This window comes from Dinghuibacter sp., from assembly GCF_035492835.1.
Taxonomy (GTDB): Bacteria; Bacteroidota; Bacteroidia; order Chitinophagales; family Chitinophagaceae; genus Dinghuibacter.
The window spans coordinates 13518-31222 of the sequence record NZ_DATJIY010000159.1; the positions used below are offsets into that span (position 1 = coordinate 13518).

Genomic DNA, 17705 nt, shown 5'->3' on the forward strand with positions numbered 1-17705 from the left:
GTACAAAACAAATGAACTATGGAAAAATGGGTCCTGGTAACGGGTGGGACGGGGTTTGTGGGGATACACGCTATTCTGCAGCTGTTACAAAAGGGGTATAATGTCAAGACCACACTACGTTCGATGGGGCGGAGGGAGGAAGTGTTGGATATGCTGCGCAATGGCGGCGTGGCGGATGTTGTGGGGCCGCGCGGCGGCGGTGTCGGAGCGGGGGACCGGGTGCGGTTCGTCGAGGCCGACCTGACGAAGGACGCTGGTTGGGATGAGGCGGCGCGTGGGGTGGAGTATGTGCTGCATGTCGCATCGCCGCTGCCGATGCACTCGCCAAAGGATGAGAACGAGCTGATAAGGCCGGCGGTCGATGGGACGCTCAGGGTCCTGAGGGCGGCGCGGGATGCGGGAGTGCGACGGGTGGTGGTGACGTCCAACTTTGGCGCGGTGGGTTATAGTTATCGCGGGAGCGCTCCTATCACGGAAGAAAACTGGACGGACCCTCATCAGCCGGGGCTCTCGCCGTACAACAAGTCGAAGGTGCTCGCGGAGCGGGCGGCATGGGACTTTATCCAAAAGGAGGGCGGCGGCATGGAGCTGGCGGTCGTCAACCCGGTGGCCATCCTGGGGCCGGCGTTGGGGCCGGATTTTCCGTCGGGGTTCCAGATGCTCGAGAACATCATGTCGGGAAAGGTGAAACGGTTCCCGCGGTTGGAGCTGGGGGTGGTGGACGTGCGGGATGTGGCTGACCTCCATATCCGCGCGATGACGAATCCCGCCGCGGCGGGTCAGCGGTTCCTTTGCCAGTCGGGGGCGTCGACGTCGCTGGCGGAGATAGCGGCGTTGATCAAGTCGAGGATGCCGAACCTTCCGATATCGTCGAAGATCCTGCCGGACTGGGTGGTACGGATGGCGGCGCCGTTCAGCGCGCAGGCGAAGATGGTGGCGCCGATGCTCGGGATCAACCGGAACCTTAGTACAGAGAAGGCACGCACCATGCTGGGTTGGGAACCCAGGAGCAAGGAAGAGGCGATTATGGCTACGGCGGAATGTTTGGTTACCTTTGGGAAAGTGCCAACCGGGGCGCCCGTCGGGGGCGTGAAATAAATGAGGGTCACCGAAATAAAATCCTGTTATATCGGCCCGGAGATATCGCCGGAGCAATTCGTCGCGGAGCATTTTTTTTTGTACATGGCGAAGGGCCGGTTGAATGGTTTTGATGGCAGCAGTCATTACACGTTGCATCCGGGCGAGTATTGCCTGGCTCGGAAGAACCGGCTGGTGCGGTATAACAAGGAGCTGGAGAACGGACAGATCGAAAAGGTGATCCTGATGCTCGACGAGGCCTTCTTAAAACGATTTCAGGAGCGCCACGGGGTGACCTCAACAGGGCACGTTCCGGGCGACACTTTTCTACAGCTGAGAAGGGATGATCGTATCCATGAATTTGTCGCGGCACTGACTCCGCCGTATGACGGCGAAAACGCGGATGCCCTGCGGTCGGAGCTGCTGCGGTTACTATTGGAGGGACAGCCATCGCTGGCGGACATCCTTTTTGACTTCGGCGTACCGGCCAAGATCAACCTCGAGGAGTTCATGCACCGGAATTTCCGGTTCAACATACCCATCCAGCGTTTCGCCTATCTTACGGGGCGAAGCCTCTCGGCTTTCAAACGGGATTTCAAGACCACTTTCGGGGAGACGCCCAGCCGGTGGCTGGTGGACCGGCGGTTACAGGAGGCGCACTTCCTGCTGGAGCGCGAGCGCAAAAAGCCGTCGGATATATATTTCGAGCTCGGGTTCGAGAACCTGTCGCATTTTTCGTATGCGTTCAAGAAGCGGTTTGGGCGGGCGCCGACGGGGCCTATGCGTTGAGGGGCCGCGATGGGCGGGCGGTGCGGAGCAGCTCTCCTACCTTGCGCTCGTAGGCGTCGAGCAATTTCCCCTGGAAGGCCGCGGGGTCGGGGCGGGCAGTGTGGCGGGTGGCGTCCATGGTCATCAGGATGCCGTGGTTGTTGCGGCGGCCGGCTTCGGTTTTTTTGCGCCAGCGACGCGCCGTGGTGGTCATCAGCCAGCGGTCGAGCCGGTCGCCGGCGCGGCCGGCAAACAATTTCTCCAGGGCGCGGCGGAATAAGGAAGGGCGGTCGTCTCCGGCATAAACGATGCGGCCATAGCTGTTCGGCAGGTAGCCGTCGGTCCATTCGTTGGCTTTACGGAAGGCGGAGAAAGCCCTGGCGCCCCTCAGGGGCAGCAACGTGACGATCTCGATCGCGGTGTACAGGTTCTGCTCGGGTATCGCCAGCGCCGTTTCATCGATAAAGTAATTCATACAGAACCAGTCCTGCCGACGGAACAGGAAGCTCGCCTTTTTGAGCAGGTGGAGCAGCGTGCGCGCGATCCACAGCCGGCCGGGGGCGGTGATGATGAACAAGTCGATGTCCGAGTCCTTGTCGGCGTATTGCTTGGACAGCGAGCCCGAAACGCCTACCGCGCGGACGAAGGGAAAGTGCGACAGCAGGCCGGTGATGCGGTCGGCGGTGCCCAGCATGCGCGCGGCCAGCGCGTTCCCGGCGCGGCGGCGGTGGATCAGACCGGCGTCGCCGTGGAGGCTGTAAAAACCTTCCATGGCAAAGACGCGTCCTTCGGCCAGCAACGAGCCTAGGGCCTGCTCGAAGGCGGGCGGGGAGATGTGGCGGGACAAAAAGAAGTATATCTCGCGCTCCGTCAGGGGGTATTGAAAGAGGTCGAAATACGCCAGGGTGGCGAGGATGGCGGATTTATTGTCCATAGGCGGAGGGGCGTTTAAAGGTGACAGGGGCGGAGGGGGCGGCAGCGCGACCAGAGGCAGCGGCGCGGCCAGGCGCTGTCGCGCGTTTGGCGAAAAAGAAAAACGATAAAAAGAATGCTACGAAAAAGAGGCCCTGCTGGACATCCAGGAGGTTCTCGGTGAAGGATACGGTCAGGGTGAGCACGGAGAAGGCGGTCCATAGGAGGTCGCGGGCGCGGATGGCCGAGGCGAGGCTCCATAGGAGGAGGGCGGCGTAGACGAGGACGCCGAACAGACCGGCGGTGATCCACCAGCGGATAAACTGGTTGTGGCTGTTGAGACGCAGCAGGAATGGCTCGTACAGACCCTGGCGGAAATAGGCGTCGTGGAGGAGGGGCATCTCCGACCCGCTCCCGTAGCCCCACATGGGCGCCGCTTTGATAAGGCTCCAGGCGGCTTCCCAGCGGACCAGGCGGGACTGGTGTTCGAGGTTGAGGCTTTTGTCGGCGACAAGGTCGCTGGAAAGGTCGTCGACCATGCGTTTGTGGAAGAAGGCCCCATTGAGCAGGACAAACGTGAGCACCGCCATGGCGACGCCCGAGACGGCAAACGCGGTCAGCCGGCGGCGACCTTCGAAAAGGAAATACGGGAGCCCCAGCACCACCATACCGATCAACACCAGCCAGACCGACTTGACGCACAGCTGGATGAGCCCCGCGGTGAGCAGGAGGGCGGCGGCAAAGTACATGACCGGCCGGCGGGCGAACCAGCCTTTCCTGATACACCAGAAAAGGGATAAGGCGCAGTACATCGAGAGATAGGTGGGGTGCGTCACCAGGGGCGCGGTAAAGTCGCGGTTGGTAAAATGGTCCGAAAACAATTCACCCGGCGGCAGGTGAAAGTAGAGGATGGTGCGCAGCGCGCCCGCATAGAGATACAACAGCACCAGGAGACAGGACACGCACAGGCCGCCCAGGAGGCGGTCCCGGTTCCGTACCAGTACCGGTTGGAGCACGGCGCACAACCACGGAAAAAGCAACAGCGGGAGCTGCTGGAACCAGTCTTCCAGCGCCAGCGGCCGGTACCGGGTGTAGACGGTAGCGATCAACGTCACCCCATAGAGGGACTGAAGCACCAGGACGCGTGGGTCCAGGAGCTTCCTGAAGTCCTCCCTGCGGGCCAGCAACGCCGTATGGGCGACCAGCGCGATCAGGGCTACCTCACTGTAGAAATGGTCAAGCGGGAGACAGACCAGGAACAGGAGGATGAGATAATAGCTGACGTTTTTCAGCATAACACGCGTACATGAATTGTTCGTATTCGTCGATGACCTTTTCCCAATTGTAGGAGGTTCTAACCTTCCTGAGATTGTTTTCGACCATCTCATCTTCAATAAGAACGGAGGGAAGCCGTTCCAGGATGCGGGCCACGCCCGCCGGGTCGGAAAAATAAAATGCGTCCCTGCCCAGGATGGCCTTATTGAACGGGTTGTCGTGCGCGGCGACGAGCGCCCTGGAGGCCATAGCTTCGAGCAGGGACGGGTTGGTGCCACCCACGCTGTGACCGTGAAAATAAAAACGGGCGTAGGTTTTCAGCGAATGCAACGCTGCCTGATCGAACACGGAGCCGGCAAAGATCACCCCCGGGGTCTCGCCATACTTATGTACGAGGTGTTTGCCGTAGGCGTTGGAAGTGTCGCCCACGACGAGCAGCTTGTGGCCGGCACGGCCGTCGGTGGCGGAGCCGGCGAACTTTGATTGGGAAAAACCCTGGAGGACCAGGTGGATGTTGTTCTCCGGTTCCATCCGGGCCATGACCAGGGAATAGCTCCCCGGCGTCAGTCCCCACTTCCAGAGATAGGCCTCGTCCTTGTTGGTAAAGATTTCGGCGCCGTAAGGTATGTACCGGCTCCGGATACCGTACTGCCATTGCAGGTAGTCCCGTACGGGCAGGGAGTCGGCGATGTAATGGCCGGCATATTTTACGGCCAGGCTTTCGGCGTATTTGAGAAAGGCGCGGACGGGGCGCGAATACTTGGCGCGTTTCCATTCCAGGCCGTCCATGTTGTTGATGATGACGGGGCCTTTGGGATAAAGCCGGCCCCAGACCGAACTGCTGGTATAACCCAGCAGGAGGAGGACGTCGAAGCGGCGCCGGCGGGCGTCCAGCAGACATTCCAGGTCGTAGACGAACTGCCCCGTCGTACCCGGGGGATTGTAGCGCCGGATGAGGTTGACCCCCTCCCAGGTCGGTTCTTTATAGGGATGGTCGTGTGGACAATAGACGCTGACCGTGTGTCCTTTTTCCACGAGGCCCCTGGAGAGGTAGGACGCTACCTGCTCGAAACCACCGTAGTGGTTGGGGATACCCCTGGTGCCGAGAATGCCGATGTTTAGTTCCATGCCAGGCTGTTTTGCTGTATGATTGTATAAAAGGCGCGGGCGCTTGCCGCCCGGGAATATAGATGGGTGACCTTTTCGGATACCTGCTTCAAAAAGTCGGCGCCGGGTGGGGACTGGATCATCTCCAGCAATTTATCCTTCAGCTCTTCACGATCGGAAGGGTCGAAGGTAAAAGGGTCGAAGAAGCGGTAGTCCTCCATGGCCGTGCCCCGGGAGCAAAGCACGGGGGCTTCGCACAGCGCCGCCTCCAGCGGGGGTATGCCAAAGCCTTCGGCCCGGGAGGGATAGATAAAGACGCGGCAGGCGCTGTAAAAGGCGCTCAGGTCTTCCGGTCCCACGTTGTCTATGCGGTGGATCCACCGGCGTTCTTCGGCGCTGAGACGGTCGAGGCGGTCCCGCAGGTCCGGGACACGGATGGATTCGGCGCCGATCAGCACCAGCGGGATGCGCTTGCGGTAGAGTTGAAGCTCCAGGTAGGCATCGAGGAGCAGGAGGTGGTTCTTGCGGGGTTCGATGCGGCTGACGTAGAGCAGGAAACCCTCGACGCCGTATGCGTCGCGGATATGATGGACCGCATCCGGCTTCCGGAGCGGCCCGGGCCCGATGCCGTTGGGTATGATGTGTATCTCGCTCTGCGGCACGTGGTAGTGTTCGGCTATCCGCGCCCGGGAGTAACGGGAGACGGTGGTCTTGATGTCCGCCCGGTGCAGGCTGCCGGCAAAAAGCCACTTCCGGCTGAGCCGGTATAAGGTTGGGAAGTCCTTCGGATAGTCCTCGTAGAGTACGTCGTGGAGGGTGACGATGGAACGGGTGCGCGTCCGCCAGGGCACGCCCAGGTATTGGAAGTGCGCGTAGTCGAAGCGGTATCGCCACAGGAAACGCGGGATGTCATACAGGAAGCGGAGCACCTGCGGCCGCCAGGCCCTGTACGCCAGTATGTGGTCGGAAGCCAGCGCGGGGAATATGCGTTGTATCGACACCGGGTCATAGGTGCCGAAATAGATATCCAGGTCGGGATAACGGCTGAGCAGCTCCCGGTAGAGCTCCCGCAGGAAGGTGTGCGTTCCCTGGTATCCTTTGTCCAGGCTGTGCGCGTCCACGAATATGGTTTTCCTAGCTGCGTTCATATCGGGCTACGTTTAACATCCGGTACAAAAACACCAGCATGGGTCCTGGCAGGTACGACAAGCACAACAGGTAGAGCCCCTGACGCGTGAAATGCCGCGTCGACAGTACGCGACGCGCGTGCTCCCTGGCCTTCCGGGGCTGGCCGTTGTTCCAGAGGTATTTCTTGGCGAGCAGGACGTGGTAGGCCTCTTCGCGTTCACCGCTTTGCTCCTGCGCCTTGATGACCTCCAGCAACAGTTGTCCTTCGCCGGCGTGGATGACGCCCTTGCGCAAGGCCTCATATTTGGTGGCCAGGTAAACCTGGCTCCTGCAGGTCTCGTCCATGGTCAGCGACCGGGGGTTGAAGCGCACGCGCATCAATACCTCGGGGATGTTGTACACTTTGCCCATGCGGATCAGCCTTCTCCAGAGCAGGTGGTCTTCGAAACCATGCGCGTGCACGTTGTACCCGCCCAGGGCCAGCACCGCGGCCCTGCGGTAGATCACGCTCGAATGTATAAAGGGACAGACACGGTAGGACAGCCCGCGGATCATGCGGTCGGTGCTGCCCGGCGGGCGGTACGTGAACAGATACCGGCCTTCCATATCCGCGTAGTCTACCATCGAGCCCGCCAGCAGGTAGTCAGGGCTTTCCCGCATAAAGCGGTACTGGCGTTCCAACCGCTGGGCGTAGCAGATGTCGTCGGCGTCGAAGCGCGCGATCAGACCGGAGCGCGCCCGGGCCAGGCCGGTATTCAGCGCGCCGGCGATCCCCTGGTTCTCCTGGCGGACGAGCACGATCCGGGGGTCGCCAAAGGACTGCACGATCTCCGCGGTATCATCGGTGGACCCATCGTCCACCACCACGAGCTCGAAGTCGCCAAAGGTCTGCCCCAGGACGGAAGACACCGCCTGGGCTATGTAGCGTTCCGCGTTGTAAGCGGGCATGAGGACCGTGAGTTTTATCTGATCTGTCATACGCTTTCGGTATAGAACATGAGTTCGAAAAGGGCCACGAGGGAGAGCTGCTCGAACCAATAGGAGACGAAGAATGCGGACGTCATGACGAGCAATAGCGGCCAGGACCGGCGGTTCGCCCGGCGTGCGAAGTATGCAAGGTATGCGAGGAACGCTATCAGGCCGATCAGCCCATACTCCCCCCACATCTGTGCGAAGACGCTGTCGGGGCTATGCACCAGGGAGTGGTTCTCCTTGGGTTTGGCGAAATAGGCCAGGTACAGGTCGAGGTGGTTGCGCAGGAAGTCGGGGTGGATGTAGGTCCACTTCCTGGGCCAGCTGCCGTCCATGCCCAAGCCCGTGGCGCGGAAGGCCAGCCGGGAGGAGAAGTTGCCGGGGCCGGCGCCGAAGGGTATGCGGCCAGGATGCTGGCGGTTATAACGCAGGATGTCGTCCAGCGCCAAAAGCTTGCCCGGTATCCGTCCGCCGTCGGGGAGACCGGGCTGTGCCGCCCTGAGCATCGGGTGCGCCGTCACGAAGTCGATCTGGGCCCGTTGCAGGTCGGTGGTATCCGGGCGGCTTTGGTAGGGTGCGGTATTGATATCGGGCGCCGGGATTTCTGGTTTGGGTGTCCATAGGGGCGTCCCGGACCTCTTGACGAACATCAGGCTGCGCACGCTGTCGAGGTAACGACGGGCGATGATCGTTCGCCGCAGGTCTTCGGCGTCGCCGGCCGCGGTGCCGGAAGCGGTTTTGTCGTGGCGCATCCAACGCGCAAAGGTTTCGTTTACGTAGTCCAGGTTCTGTGGGGACACCTTGCCCAGGAAGACCGCGCCGAGCAGGACGCAAAGGATGATGCCGCCGCGGACTTCCCGGTCACGCCGGGCCAGGTATACCAGCGCGAGCACCGCCAGCAGGATGATGTTCGTAAAGTTGCTCATCGTGAGCAACAGGCAGGCGGTACAGCACAACGCCATCCACCCGTTTTTCCGGTTCAGGAAGAATATAACGCCGAGCGCGTTGATCAGGGCGTTGAGGGTCGACGTATCAAAGGACAGCCCGTGGATATAGTCGCCGGTTCGGACAAAATATTTCTGGAACTGCCCCTGGTAGAGATAAGGGTTTACGTCCCTGATCCCCCACGCGATGGCGGCCAGCTGGGCGAAGGATACGAGAGCGTTGAGGAGAAAAAACAATTGCAGCGTGGCGGCCACGGTTTCCCGATCCGCAAAGACCCGGACCTGCCAGGCCGCGCACAGGCACAACAACCAGGTGAACAACGCGACACCGGCCACCATATCGTAGTGCGGCGGTGCGCCCGGCCGGGCCAGCAGCCAGCCGATCAGCGTGAGCGCCGGGATGATCCAATAGAACCGGGGAATACGACGCAGCGCCTCCAGGCGGGGCTGGCAAAGACACGCGATAACGAGCGCGGGTATCTTCAACGCCAGCTTTACGTCCAGGAGCAATACAAGGAAAAGGAGCAAACCCATGTCTACCGGGCCATGTAAAAAGGGTACGGACCACACCAGTCGCCGCTCCTTCCCGCTGGCCGTGGTAGCCGCCGACGACGCGGGAACAGGAGCTTTTATCAATTCATCGATCATCTCGATATTGTATACGAGAGACACTTGCGGGAGGTTGCGGGTGACTCGACATATACACGAGGTCGTCGCGACGGAGACGACGGGTCAGTATCAAACCGATAATATAGGACGCGCTGGCGATGAACAGACGCAGCCATACGTTGGCTATGCCCGCGGTTGCCAACGCCGCGCCGGCGGCGCTCAGAGCGCAGATCGCCTGTGTCCACCAACCGTTTTCTAAAATATCCTTTTGATACATGAGCGTCTGCAAAACGATAGCCGCCAGGAATGCCCCGGCCGCGCCCTCGTTCCCCCACCGGGGGATCAGGAGCACATCACCGAGCACGTTGACGGCGAAGCTGCACGCGAAGGTGACCAGTATCCACCGGAGCCTTCCCTCCGCAAAGTGCAGCGTCCACAGGAAATTATTCTGGTAGAGAATAGGCAGGGCGAGCGACAACAGGAAGATGGTCTTTGCGTTGACCGCGCCATACATCCCACCGGTCAGGGGATCGACCACCGGCGTCCACAGCAGGTTGAGACATAACACCGTCGCCCACGCGAGCGAGAGCTCCAGCCGGATCAGGCGGTTCCGGTCGATGGCCGCCCCGCGGGCAAAGGCCGGCACCAGCAGGGGCGCGATCGCCAGTAGCGGGAGCGAGCAGACCTCGTAGGCTTTGTAGGCGAAGCTGTATTCGGCGAGCTTGGCCGCCGACACGAAAAGCCCGATAAAGATCCAATCGAAACGCGCCAGCGCGGAGGAGAAAAGGACGGTGCCAGCTTGTGGCAGGGCGGTTTTCAAGAGCGACAGATAGTTTTGCGCGCTGCGCACCGGTTCCCGCTCCAGGAGCTTTTTCCCTTCATACCGGCTGATCAGCCACTCGGCCAGGTCGGAAACGATAAAGATGCCCATCACCAACCGGACGTCCCATTGCCGGGTGAACCAGCAGCAGAGGAAGGCTGCGGTTTTGGCGAGAGCCGATCCGATAGACATCTTCATAAGGATACCAAACCTCTCTTTTCCGGCGGCCAGTTGCTTATAGGGTAATGCCTGGAAGAGCAGCGTCTTTGCGAGCGCGATACCGAGCAGGAACAAGTGCTCGTGAAAAAAGGCGGGGAACTCCATGCTGGCGATGAAAAGGAGCGCGTATGCGGCCGCCCCTACCCAGCCGACGTGCCGGTGGTAGAGCCTGAGCAGCGGGGCTGCCGCTTCACCGGCGGCGATGCGCTTTACCACCAGCGCGTCGAGTCCCGCCCCCAGGAGGGTGAAGGCGGTGAGACTGACCGCCAGGGCCCAGTTCAATTCCCCAAAAAGGTCCCGGTCCAACCCCCGGGAGAGGACATAGAACATCACCACCCCCAGGGCCTGGTTTAGCCCGAACTGAAAAGCGCTGGCCGAGATATGTCGGAAAAAACGGGGCATTGCCGTCTTTAAGTACGGCGGATAGCCTTTGTGGTTGCCCGCGGCGCGATTTTATTATCTTTGCCGGATGTGCGACTTTACTTTTCCCATCCAAACGAGCCCCGACAGCCTGGTGGAGAAGATGAGCAAATCCATCACCGGGTTTGGCGGGACCTTCACCGGGGACGCGTCAACGGGCCAGTTCTCCCTGTCCACGCCGGTGGGCAAGATCACCGGCTCCTATGCGCTGCAGGGACAGAACCTGCAGGTGCATATCGAGGATAAGCCCTTCTTTTTGTCCTGCGGGCAGATCGAGGGACAACTGAAAAAGGCCCTCGAAGGGGCGTAGAAACCTGTATATTTACAGACCTAAAAAAAACGTATGTCATTACCAGTCAATAACAAAGGCAAAGGAAAGAAGGACAGCAAGGGTCCTGGGGGCGCTGCCGGCGGATCGAAGTTCATCAGCAAGCCCACCTCCAAGGCTACGGGCGGCGGCAAGAAGATCATGAAGACCGGCGGGACCCGCGGGAGCTAAGCGGGCGCGACACGCGGGAGATAACCGCGACCGTGCACGCGACGTGCGGCGGCTTACGGCTTTTTGCCGAGCAAACCCAAGACAGCCTCCCTGTAGATGAGGCCTATCGGTATTTCCCCATTGTCGAGGGTGATGTTGTTGCCGTATATGCTGCGGATACGGGCGATCGCCACGATGTAGGAGCGGTGGACCCGGATAAAGCGGTCCCGCGGGAGTTGTTTTTCCATCTCCCCCATGGTCTGTAACGTGACCAGGGTGTAATCCGCGGTGCGGATCTTCAGGTAGTCGCGCATACCCTGGATATAGATGATGTCCGTGTAGTTTACTTTAAAGAATTTCCCCCCCGATTTTACAAACATATGGTCCCCCGAAGGGGCCGGCTCCCGGCTGACCAGCCTGGAAGGGTCTATTTTCTGGACTGCCCGTTGCAGGCGTTCGAAGGAAATGGGCTTGAGGAGGTAGTCGATGACGTTGAACTCGTAGCTTTCGAGGGCGTATTCAGAATAGGCGGTCGTGAGGATGACGAGGGGCGGCGACTGAAGGAGGCTCAGGAAATGCAGACCGCTCATACCCGGGAGACGGATGTCCAGGAACATGAGGTCGATGTCCTGCTGTCGGAGCGCCGCTTCGGCCTCGGGGGCCGTCCGGTAAACACCGGCGAGCTCGAGCTCCGGGATGCGCTGGAGGTGCCGGCGGATCACCTCCTGGGCCAGGGCCTCGTCTTCCACGATGATACAACGGATCAAGCCACCTTGGATTTGAGGATCAAAGATACGGTGAAGGCATTCTTCTTAAGCATGATGTCGAGGTGATAGGCGTCCGGGTAGAGAGTTTCGAGCCGTTCCCGGGCGTGCTGGAGACGCAGCTCGCTCTGGCGGGAGGCCTCCTTGTCGGTCTGGATGATGTCGAGCTCATAGGAACCGGGATACAGGAGCTCGAGCAGGCTGCGGCTGCTTGTGATGCCCTTGCCGTTGATGCGTTTGGCCTGGGACTCCAGGTCGGCCTCGGTGCTGTTGATCACGTTGAGCACGATGCGCTCCCCGCTCACCTTGAGGGTGATGTAGATGAAGGGTTCGCCATAACTGCTGTCCATGGCGTGCTTGAACCCGTTTTCGATAAACGCGAGGAAAATAAACGGTTCGATCATGACGCCTTTCACGTCGCCTTCGACGGTGAAACGGATATCCGCTTTGTGCCGGATCTGTTCGAGGGCGATATAGTTCTGGATAAAGGCGATCTCCTTTTCCAGCTCGATGGTTTCCTCGTTACACTCGTAGATGAGGTACCGCATCAGGTCGGCTAGCCGCACCACGACCTCGGGGGCCTTGTCCGACTTTTGGAGGCTGAGGGAGTAGATGCTGTTGAGGGTGTTGAACAGGAAGTGTGGGTTGAGCTGGGAGCGGAGGTAACGGAGTTTGAAAAAATCGCTTTCCTGTTGCGCTTCGGCGACGGAAGTCTTGTCTTCGTCCGTTCGCAGGGCTATCGTGGTGACACAGGCGACAAAGAGATTGAGGACGATCCAGACGGATTCGCGGGCGAAGGTGGCGGCGGAGTAGCGGAGGTAGGTTTTTTCAACGTCCTTCAGGATCGGTGGACAGGAGCCGAGCAGCATATAGGCGAGCAGCGTCGTCATTTGGATCGTTGCAAAGGCGCCCAGGGTGATGGCGACGAATAGCCAGGGACGGGGTCTATCCCAGACCGCGAAGCGGGCGTAGAAATAGTACAGGGGCCAGAAGGCCAGGCTGAGGTTGAAGAGCACTATCCACATCCTCGGGTCGTAAGGAAAAAGGGTGACGCTGTTGACGAGGGGGCTTATGAGGATCAGCGGCAGCCAGAGGGAAGAAACGACCCGGGGGCCGCGCATCCTTTTACGGTCGTTATCGTATTCCATATTGTGCGTTCCTTTGCTATAAAACTACACCCCGGATTTGAGAGAAAGGGGGCAATTCGACAAATGCAAGACAATCTCCGACGAATTTTGATGGCCCTGACGGGCGGGCTTTACCTTGTCCTGGTCGGGTATACTTTAGCGCGCCACGAGTTGTGGGGGGATGAGATACACAGCTGGAATATCGTCAAGGCTTCGTCCAGCCTGGGGGCGCTGTTTCACAACATGCGGTATGAGGGGCACCCGCCGGTATGGTATCTTATCCTGTACGCGGTCTCCCGTTTTACACACCGGCCGGAGGCGATGCAGCCGGTGCAGTTTGTGCTGGCGTCGGCTTTTATATTCCTGTTGCTCTACCGGTCTCCCCTGCCCCTTTGGGCGAAGCTGCTGGCGCCGTTTGGGTATTTTTTGCTGTATGAGTATGGGGCTTTTAGCAGGAACTATGCGGTGGGGGTTTTGCTGGCGTTCAGTGTCTGTTTGATGCGGTCCAGGGACTGGAGGTACTATGTGTTGTTGGTGTTGTTGTCGAATACGCACTTGCTGGGGCTCTTGCTCGCGTTTAGTTTCCTGGTGGTTGAGCGCCGATGGGTGGGGTTTTTATTTTTATTGCCGGCGGTCTATTTTATATTGCCGCCGACGGATAGCCAGATGAATACCGGGTTTTGGCTGGGGCATTGGGATGTCCACCGGGTGTTGGAGGTGTTGCAGGCGCCGGTAAGGGCGTTTTTTCCGCTGCCGGCGTGGGGGGAGGAGCATTGGTGGAACACGGAGTTCGTTACCGGCTGGTCGGCTGTTTTGGTAGGATTGGCGTGTGTGGCGTTGGCGTGGCTGGCACTGCGGCGGCGATGGTTATTTGGTGTGAATTTGCTCACGACACTTTGCGCGGGGTTGGTCTTTCCGCTGACGAGCGCGCGGTACACGGGATTTTTATGGATCGGGTTTATTGCGGCTTGCTGGGTGGGGGGTGTGCGCAGAAGATGGGCTTTATTACTGTTAATGGCGTTGCAGTTGCCGGGGGGCGTTTTTGCGGTGTGGCAGGACTGGAACCGGCCGTTTTCGCGGGCTTCCGCAGCGCCCTCGCTGGTGGGGGAAGTGCCCGCGGGGGACCGTGTCGTTTGCGATTATTGGGCGTTGAATCCGCTGGCGGCGTACACGGATAGCGCCTTTTTTTGTATAGACCTGGGAGAGTCCCGGCGCTTTTTGCGGTGGGATGGGGATTTTGCGGCGCGGCTGCGGAGGCCGGACAGGTACGTGGCGGGGGCGCGGCCATTGGGCAGACCGTTATATTTGGTGTCCACGCTGGCTCCGGCGGAATTGCAGCGCGTGGCGGGCCCGGATTTCCGGGTGCGGCTCGTCGACTTCCGGGACGGGGCTATCGAAAAAGGAAGCGACCTTTATTTGTACGAAGTACTCTAGATTTGTGACATGTCACAAAAAGGATTGCTGTTCGCCGCCCTCACGGTGCTCTTTGCTATGCACGCGTTTTCCCAAAACCAGGTTTCCAGCTGGCTGACCACGAACGACCGGTCATCGTTGCTGGCGCCCCAACCGGGCCTTGCGGTGTCTTCCTGGAATGCACCGATGGACACCAATGTCGTTATGGTGGACCCCAACCGGACCTATCAGACCGTGGATGGTTTTGGGTTTGCGCTAACGGGGGGGAGCGCGGAGCTGATGATGAAGATGTCGGCTGGCGCGCGCGCGCGGTTGCTTTCCCGGTTGTTTGGTCCCGGCGGCGCCGGGGTCAGCTACTTGCGGGTGAGCATCGGCTCGTCGGACATGAACGATCACGTTTTTACCTATGACGATATGCCTGACGGACAGTCGGATGCTCCCCTGGCGCATTTTTCGCTCGGAGAGGATTTGCGGGACGTCATCCCGGTGCTGCGGGAAATCCTGGCCATCAATCCTTCGATCAAGATCCTCGGCTCGCCCTGGTCCGCGCCGTCGTGGATGAAGACCAACCGCAAGCCCAAAGGCGGGAGCCTGCTTCCGGCTTATTATAAAGTCTATGCGGATTATTTCGTGCGATATATCCGGGGGATGCGGCAACACGGCATCCCGATCGACGCGATTACCATCCAGAACGAGCCTTTTAACGAAGGCAACACGCCCAGCATGATTGTGTTGGCGGGGGAGGCGGCGCGGTTTATCCGGGAGGACCTGGGGCCGGCCTTCAAAACGGCGGGTATCCACACCAAGATCGTGTTGTGGGACCACAACTGCGACGACCCCGAATACCCCATTTCCATCCTGAACGACCCAGGCGCCGCGGCGTATGTCGCGGGATCGGGCTTCCACCTGTATTCCGGGCCGGTCACGGCGATGTCGACCGTGCACGACGCCTTTCCCCAGAAGGACCTTTATTTTACCGAGCAGATGGTGGTGAACCACGGCCACTTCAATATTTCGGGCCCCGTGGAGCACATCGTCATCGGGGCGCTACGGAATTGGAGCCGGAACGTGCTGCTTTGGAACCTCGCGGCGGACCCGGATTTCAAGCCGCATACCGACGACGGCGGCTGTCCCGTGTGCCAGGGGGCGATCACCATCGCGGGGGATAGCGTCGAGCTCAACACGGCATACTATACCATCGCGCAGGTGTCGAAGTTCGTGCCCGCGGGGTCGGTCCGGCTCGAAAGCCAGGGACCGCTGGCAAGCGTTGCGTTCCGGAGACCGGATGGGAAGATAGTGGTGGTGGTGGCGAATAATCATGTTTCGCGGGAGTTTCCCCTGGTTTGGGGAGACGCTTCGGTAAAGGCCAGTCTGCCGGCGCATTCGGTGGGGGTCTTTGTAATCGACCCTTCTTTTCATGGCCCGGTCGTCCGCGTGGCCTCGGGTCTGCTCCAGGGCAGGGTAACGGAGAAGGGTATCCGCACTTTCAAGGGGGTACCTTTTGCGCAACCGCCCGTGGGTCCCTTGCGGTGGGCGGCGCCCGCTGCGCCTTTGTCCTGGACGGGCGTCCGGCAGGCGGATCATTTCGGTCCGCAGGCGATGCAACGGCGGGTGTATAGCGACATGATCTTCCGGTCCTTTGGAATGAGCGAAGATTGTCTTTACCTCAATGTCTGGGCGCCGGCTTCCGGATCGCGTCTGCCCGTGCTCGTGTATTTCTATGGCGGGGGCTTTGCGGCGGGGGATGGCTCGGAGCCCCGGTATGATGGAGAGAGCATGGCCACCAAAGGGATTGTAACGGTTACCGTCAATTATAGACTGGGCGTTTTTGGTTTTATGGCACTGCCGTCGGGGGCGTCCGGGAATTACGGGTTGATGGACCAGCATGCGGCGCTGTTGTGGGTGCGCAAAAATATCGCAGCCTTTGGGGGCGACCCGGATAAGGTGACGATAGCGGGGGAATCAGCGGGGTCCATGTCGGTGTGCGCGCAGATGGCGTCGCCCTTGTCTGCCGGCCTTTTCCGCGCGGCCATCGGCGAAAGCGGGTCCGTGCTCGGGAACCTGTCGCCCCAGCCGCTGGCTGCCGCGGAGGCGAACGGTCAGCGCTTTATGGAATCGGTGGGCGCGACGTCGCTGGACGAGCTCCGGAGAATACCGGCCGCTTCGCTGCTGGACGCTGCCGCGCATACGCACTTCGGGGTGACCGTGGATGGTCATTTCCTGACCGAAGCCCCGGTCGAGACGTTTGCCACCGGGAAACAAATGGATGTATACCTGCTGGCAGGGTGGAATTCGGCGGAGACGGATTATCACGGGGTGTTCGGTGGCGCCGATCCGACGGCGGACAATTATACGGCCGCCGTGCAGAAAATATATGGCGACAAGGCTCCCTTGATTTTGGAGGCCTATCCCGCCACTTTAGGTGTCCGGCAAGCGGCCACCGACCTGGCTGCCGACCGTTTTATCGCGTATGCGACGTGGAAGTGGCTCAATTTGAATACCAAGACCACGGGAAAATCGACCTACCGGTATCTTTTTGCGCAAAAGCCCCCGGGGCGTGAATCGATGGGCGCCCCGCACGCGTCGGACATCCCTTATTGCCTCGGGAACCTTCCGTTGATAAAGACGTCCGACTGGACGCAGGACGACTATAAGGCGTCCGAGGTCATGCAGACCTATTTTGTCAACTTTATAAAGACGTGCGATCCCAATGACACCGGGCTACCGGTGTGGTTGCGCTTGCAGATGGGGAAGCCGGAATTAATGGTCATCGATGCCCATCCCAGATCGGAGCAGCTGCCGGACGAGGAACGGTACTTATTGCTGGATACGCTTCATTAGGCCGGTGAAATAGGCGGCTGTGGCGCAGGCCCCACTTGTGGAGGCGGTAACCCGCCGCGACGCGCAGGACGCCGAGGCCATACCGTATACTGGCCTTCAGACGGATGCTGCTGGCTTCCGGGAAATACGCGGTCGGACAGGTGATCTCGGCTATTTCGTAACCCTGCATACAGATCTGGGCCAACAGCTCGTTGTCGAAGACGAAGTCGTCGCTGTTGTTTTGGAGGCCGATGCCGGCCAGGACACGCCCGGCGAAGGCGCGGTAGCCGGTATGGTATTCGCTCAGCTTCTGGCCCATGAGGATGTTCTGTAGGAGGGTCAGGACGCGGTTGAAAAAGTATTTATACCGGGGCATGCCGCCCTTGATGGCGCCGCGACCGAGGATGCGGGAACCCAGGACGACAGGGTAGATATTTTGCGCAATCAGTGAAGCCATCGCAGGGATCAGCTTGGGCGTGTATTGATAGTCGGGGTGGAGCATAATGACGATGTCGGCGTCCAGTTCCAGGGCTCTCCGGTAACACGTCTTTTGGTTACCACCGTAGCCCTTGTTGCGGTCGTGGACGACGACGTGCCGGATACCCAGGCGGTGGGCGATGGCCAGGGTTTCGTCCTGGCTGGCGTCGTCCACCAGGATGACGTCGTCGACGATGTCGAAGGGGATTTCCCGGTAGGTGCGTTCCAACGTGCGGGCGGCGTTGAAGGCGGGCAGGACGACGACGATTTTTTTATGGTGGAGCATCGATTGTAGATACGGGCTTGGGGCGCCGGGGGTTGCGCCCGGGCATTCGGTGCCGCGTTTGCGCCCGGGCCTTCGCTCGGCCGGATTGC

16 protein-coding genes are annotated in these 17705 nt (G+C 60.1%); 6 read left to right on the forward strand and 10 right to left on the reverse strand.

The window, feature by feature from the left end:
- The first annotated feature begins 18 nt into the window (after positions 1–18).
- Both VL547_RS14455 and VL547_RS14460 read left to right on the forward strand, forming a co-directional pair.
- Entirely contained in the window at positions 19–1098 is a 1080-nt protein-coding gene (locus tag VL547_RS14455) for an aldehyde reductase (RefSeq protein ID WP_325578985.1), read from the forward strand.
- Positions 1099–1866, forward strand: a complete 768-nt coding sequence (locus VL547_RS14460) for an AraC family transcriptional regulator (protein ID WP_325578987.1) — start codon at positions 1099–1101, stop codon at positions 1864–1866.
- Here VL547_RS14460 and VL547_RS14465 read toward each other — a convergent pair.
- The 7 genes from VL547_RS14465 to VL547_RS14495 are packed head-to-tail and all read right to left on the reverse strand — an operon-like array spanning position 1856 to position 10233.
- Positions 1856–2779, reverse strand: a complete 924-nt coding sequence (locus VL547_RS14465) for a nucleotidyltransferase domain-containing protein (RefSeq protein WP_325578989.1) — start codon at positions 2777–2779, stop codon at positions 1856–1858. The two genes, VL547_RS14460 and VL547_RS14465, sit on opposite strands and share 11 nt — an antisense overlap.
- Positions 2769–4052 carry an O-antigen ligase family protein gene (locus tag VL547_RS14470; protein WP_325578991.1) on the reverse strand — a complete coding sequence of 428 codons (1284 nt, stop codon included), beginning with the start codon at positions 4050–4052 and terminating at the stop codon, positions 2769–2771. Before VL547_RS14470 ends, VL547_RS14465 begins: the two co-directional genes overlap by 11 nt.
- Positions 3994–5160, reverse strand: coding sequence for a DUF1972 domain-containing protein (locus VL547_RS14475; RefSeq protein WP_325578993.1), 1167 nt, complete (start codon positions 5158–5160; stop codon positions 3994–3996). The genes VL547_RS14470 and VL547_RS14475 overlap by 59 nt, the downstream gene beginning before the upstream one ends.
- Positions 5151–6287 (reverse strand): glycosyltransferase family 1 protein, encoded by a 1137-nt coding sequence (locus tag VL547_RS14480; RefSeq protein WP_325578995.1) that lies wholly within the window; start codon positions 6285–6287, stop codon positions 5151–5153. The genes VL547_RS14475 and VL547_RS14480 overlap by 10 nt, the downstream gene beginning before the upstream one ends.
- Positions 6274–7245 (reverse strand): glycosyltransferase family 2 protein, encoded by a 972-nt coding sequence (locus VL547_RS14485; RefSeq protein WP_325578997.1) that lies wholly within the window; start codon positions 7243–7245, stop codon positions 6274–6276. The genes VL547_RS14480 and VL547_RS14485 overlap by 14 nt, the downstream gene beginning before the upstream one ends.
- Positions 7242–8855, reverse strand: a complete 1614-nt coding sequence (locus tag VL547_RS14490) for a hypothetical protein (protein WP_325578999.1) — start codon at positions 8853–8855, stop codon at positions 7242–7244. The genes VL547_RS14485 and VL547_RS14490 overlap by 4 nt, the downstream gene beginning before the upstream one ends.
- Complete coding sequence (locus tag VL547_RS14495) at positions 8821–10233, reverse strand: lipopolysaccharide biosynthesis protein (RefSeq protein WP_325579001.1); 1413 nt, start codon at positions 10231–10233, stop codon at positions 8821–8823. The genes VL547_RS14490 and VL547_RS14495 overlap by 35 nt, the downstream gene beginning before the upstream one ends.
- 67 nt (positions 10234–10300) lie before the next feature.
- Between VL547_RS14495 and VL547_RS14500 the strand changes: the two genes are divergently transcribed.
- Positions 10301–10561, forward strand: a complete 261-nt coding sequence (locus VL547_RS14500; protein WP_325579003.1) for a hypothetical protein — start codon at positions 10301–10303, stop codon at positions 10559–10561.
- 33 nt (positions 10562–10594) lie between these two features.
- Positions 10595–10750 carry a hypothetical protein gene (locus tag VL547_RS14505; RefSeq protein ID WP_325579005.1) on the forward strand — a complete coding sequence of 52 codons (156 nt, stop codon included), beginning with the start codon at positions 10595–10597 and terminating at the stop codon, positions 10748–10750.
- Between the two features lie 53 nt (positions 10751–10803).
- Here the strand turns inward: VL547_RS14505 and VL547_RS14510 are convergent, their stop codons facing one another.
- Together VL547_RS14510 and VL547_RS14515 are read right to left on the reverse strand one after the other, a co-directional pair.
- Complete coding sequence (locus VL547_RS14510) at positions 10804–11496, reverse strand: LytTR family DNA-binding domain-containing protein (protein WP_325579007.1); 693 nt, start codon at positions 11494–11496, stop codon at positions 10804–10806.
- Positions 11493–12641, reverse strand: coding sequence for a histidine kinase (locus VL547_RS14515; protein ID WP_325579009.1), 1149 nt, complete (start codon positions 12639–12641; stop codon positions 11493–11495). Before VL547_RS14515 ends, VL547_RS14510 begins: the two co-directional genes overlap by 4 nt.
- A gap of 63 nt (positions 12642–12704) precedes the next feature.
- On the opposite strand from VL547_RS14515, the gene VL547_RS14520 reads away from it, so the two are divergent.
- Entirely contained in the window at positions 12705–14054 is a 1350-nt protein-coding gene (locus tag VL547_RS14520) for a hypothetical protein (protein WP_325579010.1), read from the forward strand.
- Between the two features lie 9 nt (positions 14055–14063).
- Positions 14064–16874, forward strand: a complete 2811-nt coding sequence (locus tag VL547_RS14525; RefSeq protein WP_325579012.1) for a carboxylesterase family protein — start codon at positions 14064–14066, stop codon at positions 16872–16874.
- On the opposite strand, the gene VL547_RS14530 is transcribed toward VL547_RS14525, so the two are convergent.
- Positions 16801–17616 carry a glycosyltransferase family 2 protein gene (locus VL547_RS14530; protein ID WP_325579014.1) on the reverse strand — a complete coding sequence of 272 codons (816 nt, stop codon included), beginning with the start codon at positions 17614–17616 and terminating at the stop codon, positions 16801–16803. The genes VL547_RS14525 and VL547_RS14530 overlap by 74 nt on opposite strands.
- Positions 17617–17705 lie beyond the last annotated feature (89 nt).

Bases quoted from the DNA above. Each gene is read 5' to 3' on its own strand.
- VL547_RS14515 (WP_325579009.1), bottom strand. From the start codon at position 12,641: ATGGAATACGATAACGACCGTAAAAGGATGCGCGGCCCCCGGGTCGTT.
- VL547_RS14495 (WP_325579001.1), bottom strand. From the start codon at position 10,233: ATGCCCCGTTTTTTCCGACATATCTCGGCCAGCGCTTTTCAGTTCGGG.
- VL547_RS14475 (WP_325578993.1), bottom strand. From the start codon at position 5,160: ATGGAACTAAACATCGGCATTCTCGGCACCAGGGGTATCCCCAACCAC.
- VL547_RS14465 (WP_325578989.1), bottom strand. From the start codon at position 2,779: ATGGACAATAAATCCGCCATCCTCGCCACCCTGGCGTATTTCGACCTC.
- VL547_RS14520 (WP_325579010.1), top strand. From the start codon at position 12,705: ATGCAAGACAATCTCCGACGAATTTTGATGGCCCTGACGGGCGGGCTT.
- VL547_RS14470 (WP_325578991.1), bottom strand. From the start codon at position 4,052: ATGCTGAAAAACGTCAGCTATTATCTCATCCTCCTGTTCCTGGTCTGT.
- VL547_RS14525 (WP_325579012.1), top strand. From the start codon at position 14,064: ATGTCACAAAAAGGATTGCTGTTCGCCGCCCTCACGGTGCTCTTTGCT.
- VL547_RS14460 (WP_325578987.1), top strand. From the start codon at position 1,099: ATGAGGGTCACCGAAATAAAATCCTGTTATATCGGCCCGGAGATATCG.
- VL547_RS14455 (WP_325578985.1), top strand. From the start codon at position 19: ATGGAAAAATGGGTCCTGGTAACGGGTGGGACGGGGTTTGTGGGGATA.
- VL547_RS14505 (WP_325579005.1), top strand. From the start codon at position 10,595: ATGTCATTACCAGTCAATAACAAAGGCAAAGGAAAGAAGGACAGCAAG.
- VL547_RS14530 (WP_325579014.1), bottom strand. From the start codon at position 17,616: ATGCTCCACCATAAAAAAATCGTCGTCGTCCTGCCCGCCTTCAACGCC.
- VL547_RS14485 (WP_325578997.1), bottom strand. From the start codon at position 7,245: ATGACAGATCAGATAAAACTCACGGTCCTCATGCCCGCTTACAACGCG.
- VL547_RS14500 (WP_325579003.1), top strand. From the start codon at position 10,301: ATGTGCGACTTTACTTTTCCCATCCAAACGAGCCCCGACAGCCTGGTG.
- VL547_RS14480 (WP_325578995.1), bottom strand. From the start codon at position 6,287: ATGAACGCAGCTAGGAAAACCATATTCGTGGACGCGCACAGCCTGGAC.